This window comes from Clavibacter sp. B3I6 (genome assembly GCF_030816895.1).
In the GTDB taxonomy this organism is placed as follows: Bacteria; Actinomycetota; Actinomycetes; order Actinomycetales; family Microbacteriaceae; genus Clavibacter.
The window spans coordinates 636,482-650,394 of record NZ_JAUSYL010000001.1; the positions used below are offsets into that span (position 1 = coordinate 636,482).

The following is a 13,913-nucleotide window of genomic DNA, read 5'->3' on the forward strand; positions in this document are numbered from 1 at the left end:
CCCGGCCGGGGTCGGCTCAGCCGGCCATGCGCGTCGCGAGGCGGCGACCGTGATCCCCGGCGCGCGTCTCGGCGAGGGTGCGGAGCTCCGCGGCGATCTCCGTGAACTGGTCCATCGCGGGGTTCACCCCGACGAGCGTGAACTCGCGCGTGACGACCTCCACGTCGAGCTGCCAGACGTCCTCGAGGATGCGGCGCATCCAGGCGGTCGCGTGGTCCCAGCCCTCGCGGGGGGTCCCGGCGGCGTAGTTGCCGCCCTGGACGGTCACGAGGACGGCGGGCTTCCCGGCGATGGCGGAGGGCTGGCCGGGAGCCATGCGCGGATCGGTCGACACGAGGTCGACGTAGGTCTTGAAGTGCTGGGAGACGCCGAAGTTGTAGAGCGGGACGGCGAAGAGCAGGGCGTCCGCCGCCGCGAGCTCGTCGGTCAGCGTCGCCGCCAGGGCCGCGGCGGCCTGCTGCTCGGGGGTGCGGGCGTCGGAGGGCGTCATCGATCCTGCGACGGCCTCCGCCCACGAGGTCGACGGGATGGGGTCGGTGCCCAGGTGACGGCGGGTGATCTCCGCATCGGGGTGGGCGGCGCGCCACTCGCGTTCGACGATGTCGCCGAGGGCGCGGCTCGTCGAGCCGTCGATGCGGATGCTGGCGTCGAGACGGAACAGGGTCATTTTTCTCCTTCGGAAAGCGATGGTTACGAGGAGTGACTATGTACTGTGGGTTCCTGTTACCTCAAGCGAGCCCCCGTTACCTCGCCGTCACCCAAGGAGCACCGATGTCGATCGACGCGCGCGGACAGGCCCTGCAGGACCGGCTCGTGGAGTCCATGCCGCAGATGCGCGCGCTCTGCTCGGGCGAGAGCCCGGAGCTCTTCCGGTCGCTGATGTCGCGGGTCGGGGACAAGTGGACGCTGCTGGTCATCGGCGTCCTCGGGACGGATCGCCAGCGCTTCACGGAGATCGCCGACATGATCCCGGGGATCTCGCGCCGGATGCTCACCGTCACCCTGCGCGCCCTCGAGCGCGACGGCCTGGTGACGCGCACCGTCTACGCTCAGGTCCCGCCGCGGGTCGAGTACGAGGTCACCGACCTCGGTCACTCGCTGCAGCGCGTCGCGTTCACCGTCGGCGAGTGGGTCGGCGAGCACCAGCACGTGATCGCCGACAACCGCCGCCGCTTCGACGACGTGGCCGCACCCGAGTCCGCCTGAATCCGGCGCCGGGCGAGGAGCGCACCCCGCCGGGGAGGCCGCGGGAGTCAGGCGGGGGGCGCGGAGATGTGGTCCGCCATGACCGACGCCCACGCCGCGTAGACGCGGCCGTAGGACGTGTCATCCCCGTCGGGGGTGTCGAAGCGATGCGCGAGCGGGCTCGGGAAGGGGACGGACGTCGTGTCGGGCACCGTGGCGATCACGTGACGGGTGACGTCGTCGAGGAGGCGCACGTGGCGTCCGATGCGGGACCGCATCCGCTCCGGCGTCTCGTGGGCGAGATCCAGCGGGGGGATCTCGGCGATGAGGATCTGCGCCGTGGACGCCAGGCGCGTGCGCAGATCCCGGAGCACGGCCTGGAGGCACCGCCGCCACGTGCGGGGCGTCGTGAACCGCAGGGAATCGCCGATCCCGAGCATCACCACCACCACATCGACGACGATCAGCTGCGGGTTCTCGCGGATCAGCCGAGGTGCGGTGCGGACGGTGAAGTCGGGTGTCGCCATGGCCTGCCAGTGCACGCCGCGGCGGGTGGAGCGCGCCATCCGACGCGCGAGCTGGGCGGCGACGGTCAGGTCCACGGTGAGCGTCTGGTAGCCGATCGCGGTGCCCTCGCCCATGACGGCGAGCAGCAGAGGATGCGGGCCGGGTACCCGCCCCGAGCTGGAATCGGGCGGGAACGGCGCCCGCGTCATGCGTCGTCGCATGACGCGGTAGGGGACGTAGCCGAGGACCGCGGCCCGCGCAGCCGAGATCAGTCTGGAGCTCGAGGACATCGACGCACCCTTCCGCGATCACGATCTGCCGCCATCACGAGCACGGTCCTGGGTCGAGCGGGGAGGAAGAGCCCGCCCAGGGGTGTGATGGTCGCCCTGGCGGGCTCCAGCATGCAGCCGTCGCTCGTTCGGCACGCACGCGACTCGCAGGACCGGCCGCGTGCCGCCCATGGGGGACGGGCGGGAGGGGACGGGCATGCGGGGCCACCAGCTCCGGACAGGCTGGCGTACTCGAGAACCTGGTCCGATGTCCTCACAAGAGGGGACTTTCGCAACAGTTTGTGACTATGCATGCCCCACTTGTCTCCGCCCTCTGGTGCTTTGGCTGGCGAGGGCCTACGTTCCAACCAGTCCCTGAGCAATTACCCGTTGCTGGGGATCTCGCATCCCGTCGCCGGAGCACGTCCCCTGGCGACGTGATCTCGAACACAGCAGTCGTCAGGCCCGAACCCGGACGGCTGTGAGCTGGGCCCGGTCAGTGCTCGTGCGCTCGCCGGGCTCGGACTCGGTGGTACGACGCCCCACGCGTGCCCCCGTACGTGCCCGCACCTCGCCGCACCCCGATCGAGATGTCGCCCATGCATCCAGAAGCACCACCGCCCTCCCGGCCGCGGTTCATCCGCCGCGACGACATCCAGCTCATGGTCGCCGTCGCCTGGAACGACGAAGGACGTCGTCGAGGCCTGCGCCCGCTGGCGTGGCAGATCGGAGACGGCGACTTCGTCCACTTCATCGGGACGGCCGACGCCTACTCCCCCGCGAGCCGCCAGGAGATCATCGAGGACTGGATCGCCGAGCTGGGCGTCGCGGACGACATCGACCCCGTCCACGAGCTCCTCCGTCGTGACGGGTCGGAGATGGTCTGGACCGGGAGCATCGGCGCGATCGGCATGCAGTTCCGATTCCCCGCACCACCCGTGACGAGGAGGCTGCGCTCATCACCCATGCCCGAGGGCTGAGCGAGGCGCGCTGGACGTACGACGACGGCCGACCTCACGGACGCGTGGTGGTCTCGAGGAGTCGGACGAGGAGGTCGGCAGCCCGATCCAGATCGGCACATCGCATGTCCTCGCGCGCGTCCGCCATCGCGTGGCGCACCCACGTGGCACGCACACGCGCGACGTCGGCCAGCACCTCGATGCCCGCCGGCCCCATCGACAGCGCCGACTCCGCGCCGTCGGAGGTCTCGATGAGGAACCCGCGCAGGAGCAGCGACGCCAGCCCCGGGATCGCCGCGGATCGGGATGTCCGGGACCCCCTCATGAGCTCCGTCCTCGTGACACGGCCGCCGCGGGCCACCTTCTTGAGGAACACCACCTGCAGGCCCGTCAGGGAGATCCACTCGGGGAGGAGCTCCTCCTCGATCGCCTCCGTCAGTGACGTGATGGCGATCGCGAACCGCGCCTCCGCGTGCTGCCCGGGCGGACCGCTGATCCGGCCCTCCCGCTGCGCGGGCACATGGTCGTGGGGGTCGCTCATCTCCGGACGCATATGCCTCGTGGACCTCTCGATGCCGGGAGCGATCCCCGGCGTTGCGGACGACGCCGTCCGCGGGGTCTGGGAAGAGGGCCTGTAGACGCGACCCTAACCGTGATCGCGCTCCCACGACCGTTACGACGCTCATCTCCCGACTTCCGCGTCCCCGTCGGCCGCTGAGCGGACTTCCACCCGAGCACCGGTCGGCGCGGCGGACCGGGGCGCTCCATCAGGGCGGCCGGCCGGGTCGAGCACCTGGTGCGCGCCGTCATCCCCGTCCCCGTCTCCGGCGCCGCGCCCGAGCGGATCGTCGAGCTCCCCGCCCGCCGCCATCCGCCCGGACCGACCGACACGGGTTCCCAGGGGAGCGAAATCAGCAGTACTGGGTGCCCTGCGGATCCGGGCCCTCCCCGTCCGCAGGCCGCACCCGGGAGGTCGGAGACGGACTGCGGGCCCCTCCGACACGAGTGCCTGTGCTTGCATCAGGCGCGCCGTCGCCCGAGCAGCGGTGCCGCCACAGGGCGAGCGCACCTCACCCCGCGGACGATGAGCGGCGGCTCGTCCGACAGGAGGCGACCGACCCGGACGCGTCGCACCGAGGAGATCGCGACATGTCCGACGGAACGCCGCGCCGGCCACGACCCGTGCCGCACGTGACGCAGCGCATCGCCGTGTCGGAGGGTCTCGCCCTCGGCTTCGCGGTCAGCGGTCGGTGGAGCATCCCCTTCGACACGCTCGCCATCCATCGCGCCGTGGTCACCGCCTACCTGGACTGGCCCCAAGCCCCCGTGTTCCCCCAGGTGCACGCTGAGCTCTCCTCGGGACTGTCCGGCGTCCACGCCCTGATGCGCGCCGACGACACCGCGCACACCTTCGCCCTGTACTGGGCCCGGGACACCGGCACCGACGGGGACCTCAGCCCCCGATCCCGGTTCGACGACTGGACGCCCGACTCCGCCGAGGACGTGGACTACGCGGTCGAGTCCATCGCCGGACCCGTCACCCGGACCCAATGGCACGCCCTCGCCGCCACCGTCATCACGCGGCTCTCGGAGTGACGGCGCTCCCGCGCGTCCACGCGCGCCATGCAGGCCAGGGCCGGCGGCGTGCGCGAACCCGGGCACGCGCACGACGGGAGGGCCGGGACCCTCGCGGATCCCGGCCCTCCCGAGGCGCGGGTCAGATGAGCCAGCGCTGGTCCCGCACGACGGGCAGGCGGCGCCAGGCGCGGCCGAGACCGAGGGTGTCGCCGGCCGACAGGGACGCGATCGCGACGAGGGCCAGCGCGTACACGATGTGGTAGTCGACGAGCGGGTTGGTGGACGCGGTGCCGGCCGTGAACGGCCACTCGGCCAGGTACATCATGAGCATGACGGCCGAGCCGACGACGGCGCTCACGCGGAGGCCGATGCCGAGCACCACCGCGAGGCCGATGCCCAGCATCGCGAGCATGAAGAGCACGTCCACGACGGGGTTCGCGAGCCCGGCGAAGAACGGCGCGAGCGGACCCGTGACGGCGGGGCTCGTGAGGAAGCCCTGCGCGGGCGTCCCGCCGTTCACCCACGCACGCTCCACCGGGGTGGAGAAGCCGAGGCCGAAGGTCTTGTCGAGGAAGGCCCAGAGGAAGACGAAGCCCGTCGCGATCCGGAGCACGGCGAGGGCGATGCGGCCCCGCCCGGTCGTGACGCGGGTGCGCTCGTCGACGGCGAGGGCGGATGCGGATGCGGCGGTGCTCGTGGTCCGTCCCGCCCCGGATGCGGTGGTGGTGACGGTGTGGGCGGTCATGGTCGTTCCCCTTCGGTGCGATGCGGCGGATGGTGCCTGATGGATCCAGGCTCGTCCCGCCCGGCGCGGGCCGGCAGGGCCCAAGGTCCCGCGACGCGCGCGACGTCCGGGCCCGCGCCCGGGTCCGTGCCCGGGTCCGTGGGGGGACGTTCGCCCCTGGTCGCCGACCGCGCGGATCCGCAGAGTCGTCGCATGCCCACCCCGCCTCCCGTCGCGCCCGCCGACGCCTCCCCCGCCGCCCTCGTCCTCGTGCTCAACGCCGGGTCCTCGTCGCTCAAGTACCGCGCCGTCGACCCCGCCACCGGCGCCGCCCGCGTCTCGGGCACCATCGAGCGCATCGGCGAGCACGGCGGCGACGTGCCCGACCACGAGTCGGCGGTGCGCGTCGCCCTCGAGCGCCTGCAGGGCGAGGACGCGGACCCGCCGGTCGCGGTGGGCCACCGCGTGGTGCACGGCGGATCCCTGTTCGACCGCGCCGTGGTCGTCGACGCCGAGGTCGAGGCCGCCATCGACGACCTCTCCGCCCTCGCTCCCCTGCACAACCCCGCGAACCTGGCCGGGATCCGCGCCGCTCGCGCCGTGCTGCCCGACGTGCCGCACGTCGCCGTCTTCGACACCGCGTTCCACCGCACGATCCCCGAGGCCGCGTCCACCTACGCGATCGACGCGGACCTCGCCGCGCGCCACGGCATCCGCCGCTACGGCTTCCACGGCACCTCGCACCGCTTCGTCTCGCGCGCGGCGGCGGAGTTCCTGGGCCGGCCGATCGAGGAGACGCGCATGATCGTGCTGCACATCGGCAACGGCGCGTCCGCCTGCGCGGTCGACCGGGGCCGCTCCATCGAGACCTCGATGGGCATGACGCCCCTCGAGGGGCTCGTGATGGGCACCCGCTCCGGCGACATCGACCCGGCCGTGCTCTTCCACCTGCACCGCCGGGCGGGCCTCGGCTTCGACGAGCTGGAGGCGCTGCTCAACCGCGGCAGCGGGCTGCTCGGGCTCACCGGATCCGGCGACATGCGCGACGTGCAGGCCGCCGAGCTCGACGGCGACCCGCGCGCCGCCCTCGCGCTGGAGGTCTACCGGCACCGGATCCGGCGCTACGTGGGCGCGTACACCGCGGAGCTCGGCGGCCTCGACGCCGTGGTCTTCACCGCGGGCGTGGGCGAGCACGACTCGCTGCTGCGCCGCCGGAGCCTCGCGGGTCTCGAGCACCTGGGCATCGCGGTGGATCCCGACCGCAACGAGCTCGCCTCCACCCATGCGCGTCGCATCTCGCCGGAGGGCTCGCCGGTGCAGGTGCTCGTGGTGCCGACGGACGAGGAGTGGGAGATCGCGCGGCAGGCGGTGGAGGTGATCTGAGGATCCGCGGTGGCGCCCTGCGCCCTGCGCGACCGGTCTCCCCTCGCGTCCGGGCCAGCGCCTCGTCGGACCCGACTCGCTGCCCGGCCGTACTGAACCCCCGTGGTCCCGCGCCGCGCCCGCGGGCGCTCCCCGCACGCCGCCGCGAGTCGGCGCAGGCGCGAGGGTCGCCGGGACTCGGCACGGGGGTGCCGGCCGGGCGTTCGACGGGATCGGGTCGCTGGTATTGACTGGGGCCATGGATCACGAGGACGCACCCCGGGACGATGACGCGTCCGGGACCCCGGACGAACCCGAGCCCCGCCAGCTGACGGTCGAGGAGGTCGACGAGCTCGACCGGGAGCGGGCCGACGAGGACTCGACGGAGAGCATCCTCGCCGACGCCGATCGTCGGGACGAGCGCGCGGACATCCGCGACGCCGTGTCCGACGAGCGCGAGCGGGTCGCCGACAAGGAGGCGTTCACCGCTCCCGGCGGGTCCTACGCGGGCCAGGGCGAACGCCGTGCCGCGGCGCAGGACCGGCTCCACGCGAAGGGGGACCGGGAGTCCTCGGCCGACGACCGCGTGCGCCTCACGAGGGATCGGTCCGCGGACGGCGCCCCCGTCGACGACCCCGCCTGACCGCCCCCGCGGGCAGGACCTTCGGCCCTGCTGGCGGCAGCCGAGACGGACGTAGCGTCGACCATGACCTTCGTGAAGGACACCCACAGCCCCTCCGCCGACCTGCGCCCCCTCGTCGTGGGCTTCGACGGCTCCCCCGCCGCGCTGATCGCCCTCGAGCGCGGGATCGTCATGGCCCGCGCCCTCGGTGCCCCGCTGCGACTCGTCGCCGCGTGGCAGCTGCCCGTCCAGTACAGCGGCTACGGCGTCGTGGACTGGTCCCCGGAGGAGTCCACGCGCGAGATGGTGGCGGACGCCGTCCGCACCCGCTTCGGCGATCACGTGCCCGAGTGGATCAGCACCGAGCTGCACCAGGGCGGTGCCGGCGGCGTGCTCATCGAGGCGAGCCGCGATGCGCAGATGCTGATCGTCGGCAGCCGCGGGCACGGCGGCTTCGTCGGCCTCCTCCTCGGCTCCGTCAGCGCCGCCGTCGTCGGGCATGCCCGGTGCCCGGTGCTGGTCATGCACGACGACCGGATCGTCGACGCGACCACCGACGGAGCACCTGCACCGGCGGCGGTGGCCGCGTGACCTCCGTGCCGGACGCCGTCGGGACGGGAGGTCCGACGCCGGCACGCGTGAGGGCGCGGCCGGGCCCCCGAGCCATGGCGTCTCGGTGCGGAGACGCTCCCGCGCACGCGCTCGGGAGCACCTCATCCTGCGGATCGTCGCCCGGGACGGCGTCGTCGAGGCGCGCTGGGCGCAGCTGACGCGGAGGCTCGGCCGCCCGGGCCGACGCGTCCCCGGCTAGAGCCACACGGCGATGTCGTCGACGACCCGGTCCACATGCGGCGATCCCAGGGACTCCGCCTGCTGGCGTTCGTCGTGGGAGCGGACACGCCCGGTGAGGGTGACGGTCGTGCCCGCGGTGGTCGCGTGGACGCGGGCGGCCTCGACGGTGGCGTCGCGGATCAGCGCCGCGCGGATCCGAGCCGAGGTCTCCCTGCTCGCGGGGCGCTGGCTGAGCGTGATGTCGTCGATGACGGCGGCGACGCCGGTGAGGCGGGCGACCGCGCGGCGCGCCGCGGCGTCCTGATGGGAGGCTGCATCGACGCTGATGCAGCCCTGGGGCGAGTGTCCCTCCGCCGGCCGGCTGCGGGCAGTGCCCGAGGTCCCGTCGCCTCCGGCGGATCGTGCGCTCAGCCCAGGGCGGCGACGAGCGGCGAGGCGGGCGCGTCGGTCGCCCGGCTGCCGTCGCCGAGCGCTTCCGCGCCGGCGCTGACCGGGTCCTCGTGCTCGACGAGCGGCGCGTGCATGACGAGGACGGGGCAGGCCGCGTGCTCGGCGCAGGCGGAGCTGACGGATCCGAGGAGGAGTCCGACGAAGCCGCCGTGGCCGCGGCTGCCGACGACGAGCATCTGCGCCGCGCGGCTCTCCGCGATGAGGACCTGCGCGGGGTGTCCCTCGACCGTCGCGCTGGAGAACCACGCGGGGATCGTGGAGCCGAACCGGCGACGGGCGGCCTGGTCGACGACGCGTCGGAGAGCCGCGGCCGGATCCCGCGTCGCGAGCGGGAGCTGGCCGTGCGTCAGCGGCTGCTGCCATGCGGCGACGAGGCGGACGGGTGCGGCGAGGCCCCGGCCGATGAGCAGGGCCCGGTTGAGCGCGGACTCGGCGGCGGGTGAGGCGTCGTAGCCGACGACGATGGGGCGCGCGTCGGGGGACGCGGCGGTGCGGGGCGCATCGGACCGGGTGGTCTCCCCGTCCAGCAGATCGCGCGCGGCGTGCACGACGAGGTCGCGGAGGTAGCTGCGCAGCGGGACGCCGGGACCGACGACGGCGTCGTAGCTGCCCTGCGCGAGCCGGACGACGTCATCGCGCGGGGCATCGGGGAAGCGGGCGCCGAGCGTGGTGACGGCGTCGAGCACGATGGCGTCACGGTCGCGGTCCACCGGCACGGGCGGTCGGCCGCGGTCCGAGGAGCGCCGGGAGGGGCGGGAGGCGTCGGACGGGGTGCGAGCGGACATGGGGGCTCCTGATGGATGGGTGACCGATCGGTCATGCCCCCAGGCTCGTCCCGGATCCCCGCCTCCCGTAGAGGCGGAGGTCCCGGCGGCCAGCACGCCGGCGCGAGCGGTCGGGGCGAGGGCGGTGCCCGCCGGGTGGGGAGCGCCGGGTTGGTCGACGGCCGCTGTGGTCACGCGCGGGGGTCGCGGGTGCGGGGCACGACGAGGACGGGGCAGCGGGCGTGCCGTGCGCAGCGGTCGCTGACGGAGCCGAGCACCATGCCGGCGAAGCCGCCGAGGCCGCGTGTGCCGACGACGAGCATGCGGGCGTCCGCGGAGAGCTCGATGAGCACCTCGGCGGGCTGCCCGAGGACGCTGCGGACCTCGCCGTCGACCTCCGGGTGGCGGAACAGCTGCGCGGCGGTCTCCTCCTGGAGGGCGACGCGCACGGACTCGCCGATCTCGGGGAACGACGCGGCGTAGCCGTCGTGGAAGACGGCGCCGCGTGGGGCGGTGTCGATGGACCAGGTGCGGACGACGACGACCGGCGCGGACAGGTCGCGCCCGAGCTCGAGGGCGACCTCGAGCGCGGCCTGCGCCCCCGCGGAGCCGTCGTGGCCGACGACGATGCTGCCGGTGGTCGCGCGGGCGGTGCCGGCGGGGAGGACGGTCGGCTGCGCGAGCGGCGAGTCGACGGGGGTCGGAAGGGCGCTGGTGGTGGTCATGCCCCATGGTGCGTCCGCGGGCGATCCGAGCGGCAGGGTCGTTGGTCCTCCCGGTGCTCCGGTCGTCCGGGGCGGCGGGTCCGACGCGCCCTCGACCTCGGAGCGGGCTCGACCGGACCCGATCAGGCCGCGGTGCCCGGCCGCGCGGCGCGCTCGCGGGCCGGGTCGTGCATCACCAGCACCGGGCAGTGCGCGTGCTCCGCGCACGACGCGCTCACCGAGCCGAGCAGGAGGCCCACGACGCCCCCGTGGCCGCGGCTCCCGACGACCAGCATCTGCGCCGCTCGGCTCTCCTCGACGAGGGCGTGGGCGGGGGGACCCTGCGGCGTCGCGATGGAGATCCAGGCGGGGATCCGGTCGCCGAACCGCGCGCGGAGGGAGTCGTCGATGACGGAGCGCACGTCCTCCTCGGGCGTCGTGTCGCTGCTCGGGAGCTGCTCCGACACCATCGGGAAGCGCCACGCGGAGACGACGCGCAGGGGCACGCCCAGGGCCTCGGCCATCACGAGCGCGCGGTCGAGCGCCGCCTCGGAGGCGGGGGATCCGTCGACGCCCGCGACCACGGGTCGCGCGTCCGCGGACGGGACCGCCCGGGTCGGTGCCGGCTCGGCCGCGGTGGACGCGGGGGTGCCGGTCGAGGGGGCCGCGCCGGTCGGAGGCCGGGTCGCCTCTCGCGACCACCTCCCCACCGGCACGGGCGGCCGGGCCGGTGCCCGGTCGCGGTCCGCGCCGATGGTCCGCTCCTCCGCCGCCAGGCGCGAGCGCGCGTCGTGCACGACGAGGTTCCGCAGGTACCCGCGGACGGGGACGCCGGTGCCGACGATGGCGTCGTGGACGTCGCCGACGACCCGCATCACGCTGTCGCGCGGCACCGCGGGGAAGCGCGTCGCGAGGGATGCCGCGGCCTCGGCGATGACGGCCTGGCGGTCGCCCACTGGGGACGGCGTGCGGGAGACGGTGCGTGCGGACATGGGGTGCTCCTCGGGATCTCGGGCGGCCGGTCGGCCACGTCCCCAGGGTCGCGCGGGTCGCCCGGGGCCGACAGGGGCGGAGGTCCCACGGGACGATGCGCCCGTGCGCGCACCGCCGGGCACGCCGCGCTACCGGTCGGCCTGCTCGCGCTCCGCCCGCGTCCGGTGCGTGTCGTAGGCGACGTCGTGCTCGCCGGGGGCGAGGGGCTCGGCGAGGTGGCCGGTGGCGGCCAGGTGCGCGCGCGTCCGGCGCTTGAGCTGGTTCCAGTGCTCGGGGTCCTTCGTGTGCGCGGTGCGATCGGTCATGGCGTGCCTCGTCCTTCATCGGGTGATCCCAGGCAAGCGCGGTCCCGCCGCCCGCGACAGGGCCATCGGTCCCATGGGCTCCAGGCACGGTCCGGACGCCGCGGGACCTTCGCCCCTCCCCGGCCGTCGGCCGCACGCGCACGCTGGCGCCATGAGCACCAGCGCCTCCCCCGTCCCCGTCACCCCCGCCATCCCCGCCGCCTTCCCGCACCGCGCACCCGCCGCGCTCGCGGACGAGGAGCTCGCCCGCCTCGAGACGTGGTGGCGCACCGCGAACTACCTCTCGGTCGGCCAGATCTACCTGCTCGACAACCCGCTGCTCCGCCGCCCGCTCACCCGCGGCGATGTGAAGCCCCGGCTCCTCGGGCACTGGGGCACGACCCCGGGACTCAACTTCATCTACGCGCACCTCAACCGCGTGATCCAGCAGCGCGACCTCGACACCGTCTACGTCATCGGCCCGGGCCACGGCGGACCCGGCATGGTCGCGAACGCCTACCTCGACGGCACCTACACCGAGGTGTACCCGCGCATCAGGCAGGACGAGGAGGGCGTCCGCCGCCTGTTCCGCCAGTTCTCGTTCCCCGGCGGCATCCCCAGCCACGTCGCGCCCGAGACCCCGGGCTCCTTCCACGAGGGCGGCGAGCTCGGCTACGCGCTCTCCCACGCCTACGGCGCCGCGTTCGACAACCCGGGCCTGCTGGTCGCGGCGGTCGTGGGCGACGGCGAGGCGGAGACCGGCCCGCTCGCCACGAGCTGGCACTCGAACAAGTTCCTCGACCCGCTGGAGGACGGCGTCGTGTTGCCGATCCTCCACCTCAACGGCTGGAAGATCGCGAACCCGACGGTCCTCGCCCGCATCCCCGAGTCGGAGCTCCTCGACCTGATGCGCGGCTACGGGCACACGCCCTACGTCGTCTCGGGCGGCTTCCACGGCGAGGATCCGGCCGCCGTCCACCGCCGCATGGCCGAGACGATGGACCTCGTGCTCGAGCAGATCGCCGACATCAAGGCGGCCGCCGCCGCGGGCACGCTCGACGGCCGCCCGGCGTGGCCCATGATCATCCTCCGCACCCCGAAGGGCTGGACCTGCCCCCCGGAGATCGACGGCCACCCGGCCGAGGACGACTGGCGCGCCCACCAGGTGCCGCTCGCCAGCGCCCGCGACACCGAGGACCACCTGCGCGTGCTCGAGGGCTGGATGCGGTCGTACCGCCCCGAGGAGCTGTTCGACGACGCGGGCGCCCCCGTCGCGCTCGCCACCGCGCTCGCCCCGGTCGGCGAGCGCCGCATGAGCGCGAACCCCGTCGCCAACGGCGGCCTCCTCAAGCGCGACCTCGACCTGCCCGACTTCCGGGACTACGCGGTCGAGGTGCCGACGCCCGGCGGATCCGTGCACGAGCCCACGCGCGTGCTCGGCGACTGGCTCACCGACGTCGTGGTGCGGAACCCGCGGGACTTCCGGATCTTCGGCCCCGACGAGACCGCGTCCAACCGGCTCGGCGGCGTGCTGCGGGTCACCGACAAGCAGTTCGCGGGCGAGATCCGCCCCACCGACGAGCACCTGGCGCGCGCCGGCCGCGTGATGGAGATGCTGAGCGAGCACCAGTGCCAGGGCTGGCTCGAGGGCTACCTCCTCACGGGCCGCCACGGCCTGTTCACGTCGTACGAGGCCTTCATCCACATCGTCGACTCGATGCTCAACCAGCACGCGAAGTGGCTGAAGGTGTCGAAGGGGATCCCGTGGCGCCGCCCCATCGCGTCGCTCAACTACCTGCTCTCCTCGCACGTCTGGCGCCAGGACCACAACGGCCTCTCGCACCAGGACCCGGGCTTCATCGACCACGTCGTGAACAAGAAGGCCGACGTCGTGCGCGTCTACCTGCCGTTCGACGCGAACACCCTGCTGTCCACCTACGACCACTGCCTGCGCTCGGAGGACTACGTGAACGTCGTGGTCGCCGGCAAGCAGCCGACGTTCGACTGGCTGTCGATGGACGACGCCGTCGCGCACATGACGCGGGGCATCGGCATCTTCGACTGGGCCGGCACCGAGGTCCAGGGGCGCGCGCCCGACGTGATCATGGCGTGCGCCGGCGACGTGCCGACGCTGGAGACGCTCGCCGCGGTGTCGATCCTCCGCGAGGAGATCCCGGGGCTCGCGATCCGCGTCGTGAACGTCGTGGACCTCATGCGCCTCCAGTCGGAGGGCGAGCACCCGCACGGCCTGTCCGACGCCGGCTACGACGCGCTGTTCCCGGCCGGGATCCCGGTGGTCTTCGCGTACCACGGCTACCCGTGGCTCATCCACCGCCTCACCTACCGCCGCGCCAACAACGCGCAGCTGCACGTGCGCGGCTACAAGGAGGAGGGATCCACGACGACGCCGTTCGACATGGTGATGCTCAACGACATGGACCGGTACCACCTCGTCATCGACGCCATCGACCGGACCCCCGGGCTCAGCCGCACGCAGGGCCCGCTCCGCCAGCGCATGCAGGACGCCCGGCTCCGTGCGCGCCAGTACACGCGCGAGCACGGCGAGGACATCCCCGTCGTCGCCGACTGGACGTGGGCCGACAGCGTCGCGGGCGGCGTGCGCGCGGCGAACGTCGGCGTGGGCCAGCTGTCGGTCGCGTCGGCCACGGGCGGGGACAACGAGTAGCCGCCGGCCCCCGACGGTCCGCCTCGTCCGGGCC

General features: G+C 74.0%; 16 protein-coding genes. 7 read left to right on the forward strand and 9 right to left on the reverse strand.

The genetic code is table 11. The features are described 5' to 3' along the window. Nucleotides 1-16 precede the first annotated feature (16 nt). Entirely contained in the window at nt 17-667 is a 651-nt protein-coding gene (locus tag QFZ62_RS02955) for an FMN-dependent NADH-azoreductase (RefSeq protein ID WP_307501471.1), read from the reverse strand. Between the two features lie 104 nt (nt 668-771). On the opposite strand from QFZ62_RS02955, the gene QFZ62_RS02960 reads away from it, so the two are divergent. Next, complete coding sequence (locus QFZ62_RS02960; RefSeq protein WP_307501473.1) at nt 772-1,206, forward strand: helix-turn-helix domain-containing protein; 435 nt, start codon at nt 772-774, stop codon at nt 1,204-1,206. Between the two features lie 47 nt (nt 1,207-1,253). On the opposite strand, the gene QFZ62_RS02965 is transcribed toward QFZ62_RS02960, so the two are convergent. Next, nucleotides 1,254-1,982 carry a GDSL-type esterase/lipase family protein gene (locus tag QFZ62_RS02965; protein WP_307501476.1) on the reverse strand — a complete coding sequence of 243 codons (729 nt, stop codon included), beginning with the start codon at nt 1,980-1,982 and terminating at the stop codon, nt 1,254-1,256. 578 nt (nt 1,983-2,560) lie between these two features. Between QFZ62_RS02965 and QFZ62_RS02970 the strand changes: the two genes are divergently transcribed. Continuing rightward, nucleotides 2,561-2,941 carry a hypothetical protein gene (locus tag QFZ62_RS02970; protein ID WP_307501479.1) on the forward strand — a complete coding sequence of 127 codons (381 nt, stop codon included), beginning with the start codon at nt 2,561-2,563 and terminating at the stop codon, nt 2,939-2,941. 34 nt (nt 2,942-2,975) lie between these two features. On the opposite strand, the gene QFZ62_RS02975 is transcribed toward QFZ62_RS02970, so the two are convergent. Beyond that, nucleotides 2,976-3,461, reverse strand: a complete 486-nt coding sequence (locus tag QFZ62_RS02975; protein ID WP_307501481.1) for a MarR family transcriptional regulator — start codon at nt 3,459-3,461, stop codon at nt 2,976-2,978. Between the two features lie 608 nt (nt 3,462-4,069). On the opposite strand from QFZ62_RS02975, the gene QFZ62_RS02980 reads away from it, so the two are divergent. Beyond that, nucleotides 4,070-4,516: a hypothetical protein gene (locus tag QFZ62_RS02980; protein ID WP_307501483.1), complete on the forward strand. Its 447-nt coding sequence runs from the start codon at nt 4,070-4,072 to the stop codon at nt 4,514-4,516. 121 nt (nt 4,517-4,637) lie between these two features. Here the strand turns inward: QFZ62_RS02980 and QFZ62_RS02985 are convergent, their stop codons facing one another. Continuing rightward, complete coding sequence (locus tag QFZ62_RS02985; protein WP_307501485.1) at nt 4,638-5,243, reverse strand: DoxX family protein; 606 nt, start codon at nt 5,241-5,243, stop codon at nt 4,638-4,640. A 192-nt stretch (nt 5,244-5,435) separates the two neighbouring features. Between QFZ62_RS02985 and QFZ62_RS02990 the strand changes: the two genes are divergently transcribed. The 3 genes from QFZ62_RS02990 (at nt 5,436) to QFZ62_RS03000 (ending at nt 7,797) form a co-directional block, all read left to right on the forward strand. Then, nucleotides 5,436-6,605, forward strand: coding sequence for an acetate/propionate family kinase (locus QFZ62_RS02990; protein ID WP_307501487.1), 1,170 nt, complete (start codon nt 5,436-5,438; stop codon nt 6,603-6,605). A gap of 238 nt (nt 6,606-6,843) precedes the next feature. Next, the gene (locus QFZ62_RS02995) at nt 6,844-7,227 is read left to right on the forward strand and encodes a hypothetical protein (protein WP_307501490.1); all 384 of its coding nucleotides are present in this window, start codon (nt 6,844-6,846) and stop codon (nt 7,225-7,227) included. A gap of 63 nt (nt 7,228-7,290) precedes the next feature. Beyond that, entirely contained in the window at nt 7,291-7,797 is a 507-nt protein-coding gene (locus tag QFZ62_RS03000) for a universal stress protein (protein ID WP_307501492.1), read from the forward strand. Between the two features lie 216 nt (nt 7,798-8,013). On the opposite strand, the gene QFZ62_RS15575 is transcribed toward QFZ62_RS03000, so the two are convergent. The 5 genes from QFZ62_RS15575 to QFZ62_RS03020 form a co-directional block, all read right to left on the reverse strand. Next, nucleotides 8,014-8,409, reverse strand: coding sequence for a BON domain-containing protein (locus tag QFZ62_RS15575; protein WP_373425968.1), 396 nt, complete (start codon nt 8,407-8,409; stop codon nt 8,014-8,016). After that, nucleotides 8,406-9,233, reverse strand: coding sequence for a universal stress protein (locus tag QFZ62_RS03005; protein WP_307501494.1), 828 nt, complete (start codon nt 9,231-9,233; stop codon nt 8,406-8,408). Before QFZ62_RS03005 ends, QFZ62_RS15575 begins: the two co-directional genes overlap by 4 nt. A 170-nt stretch (nt 9,234-9,403) precedes the next feature. Further along, entirely contained in the window at nt 9,404-9,937 is a 534-nt protein-coding gene (locus QFZ62_RS03010) for a universal stress protein (RefSeq protein WP_307501496.1), read from the reverse strand. A 122-nt stretch (nt 9,938-10,059) separates the two neighbouring features. Further along, the gene (locus tag QFZ62_RS03015) at nt 10,060-10,908 is read right to left on the reverse strand and encodes a universal stress protein (RefSeq protein WP_307501500.1); all 849 of its coding nucleotides are present in this window, start codon (nt 10,906-10,908) and stop codon (nt 10,060-10,062) included. A gap of 129 nt (nt 10,909-11,037) precedes the next feature. Further along, nucleotides 11,038-11,214 carry a hypothetical protein gene (locus QFZ62_RS03020; protein WP_307501503.1) on the reverse strand — a complete coding sequence of 59 codons (177 nt, stop codon included), beginning with the start codon at nt 11,212-11,214 and terminating at the stop codon, nt 11,038-11,040. Nucleotides 11,215-11,365: 151 nt separating this feature from the next. On the opposite strand from QFZ62_RS03020, the gene QFZ62_RS03025 reads away from it, so the two are divergent. After that, nucleotides 11,366-13,879 (forward strand): phosphoketolase, encoded by a 2,514-nt coding sequence (locus QFZ62_RS03025; RefSeq protein ID WP_307501505.1) that lies wholly within the window; start codon nt 11,366-11,368, stop codon nt 13,877-13,879. Nucleotides 13,880-13,913: the final 34 nt, after the last annotated feature.

Excerpts from the sequence above, each read along its gene's own strand:
- QFZ62_RS02955 (WP_307501471.1), bottom strand. The coding sequence starts at position 667 with ATGACCCTGTTCCGTCTCGACGCCAGCATCCGCATCGACGGCTCGACG.
- QFZ62_RS02960 (WP_307501473.1), top strand. The coding sequence starts at position 772 with ATGTCGATCGACGCGCGCGGACAGGCCCTGCAGGACCGGCTCGTGGAG.
- QFZ62_RS02965 (WP_307501476.1), bottom strand. The coding sequence starts at position 1,982 with ATGTCCTCGAGCTCCAGACTGATCTCGGCTGCGCGGGCCGCGGTCCTC.
- QFZ62_RS02970 (WP_307501479.1), top strand. The coding sequence starts at position 2,561 with ATGCATCCAGAAGCACCACCGCCCTCCCGGCCGCGGTTCATCCGCCGC.
- QFZ62_RS02975 (WP_307501481.1), bottom strand. The coding sequence starts at position 3,461 with ATGAGCGACCCCCACGACCATGTGCCCGCGCAGCGGGAGGGCCGGATC.
- QFZ62_RS02980 (WP_307501483.1), top strand. The coding sequence starts at position 4,070 with ATGTCCGACGGAACGCCGCGCCGGCCACGACCCGTGCCGCACGTGACG.
- QFZ62_RS02985 (WP_307501485.1), bottom strand. The coding sequence starts at position 5,243 with ATGACCGCCCACACCGTCACCACCACCGCATCCGGGGCGGGACGGACC.
- QFZ62_RS02990 (WP_307501487.1), top strand. The coding sequence starts at position 5,436 with ATGCCCACCCCGCCTCCCGTCGCGCCCGCCGACGCCTCCCCCGCCGCC.
- QFZ62_RS02995 (WP_307501490.1), top strand. The coding sequence starts at position 6,844 with ATGGATCACGAGGACGCACCCCGGGACGATGACGCGTCCGGGACCCCG.
- QFZ62_RS03000 (WP_307501492.1), top strand. The coding sequence starts at position 7,291 with ATGACCTTCGTGAAGGACACCCACAGCCCCTCCGCCGACCTGCGCCCC.
- QFZ62_RS03005 (WP_307501494.1), bottom strand. The coding sequence starts at position 9,233 with ATGTCCGCTCGCACCCCGTCCGACGCCTCCCGCCCCTCCCGGCGCTCC.
- QFZ62_RS03010 (WP_307501496.1), bottom strand. The coding sequence starts at position 9,937 with ATGACCACCACCAGCGCCCTTCCGACCCCCGTCGACTCGCCGCTCGCG.
- QFZ62_RS03015 (WP_307501500.1), bottom strand. The coding sequence starts at position 10,908 with ATGTCCGCACGCACCGTCTCCCGCACGCCGTCCCCAGTGGGCGACCGC.
- QFZ62_RS03020 (WP_307501503.1), bottom strand. The coding sequence starts at position 11,214 with ATGACCGATCGCACCGCGCACACGAAGGACCCCGAGCACTGGAACCAG.
- QFZ62_RS03025 (WP_307501505.1), top strand. The coding sequence starts at position 11,366 with ATGAGCACCAGCGCCTCCCCCGTCCCCGTCACCCCCGCCATCCCCGCC.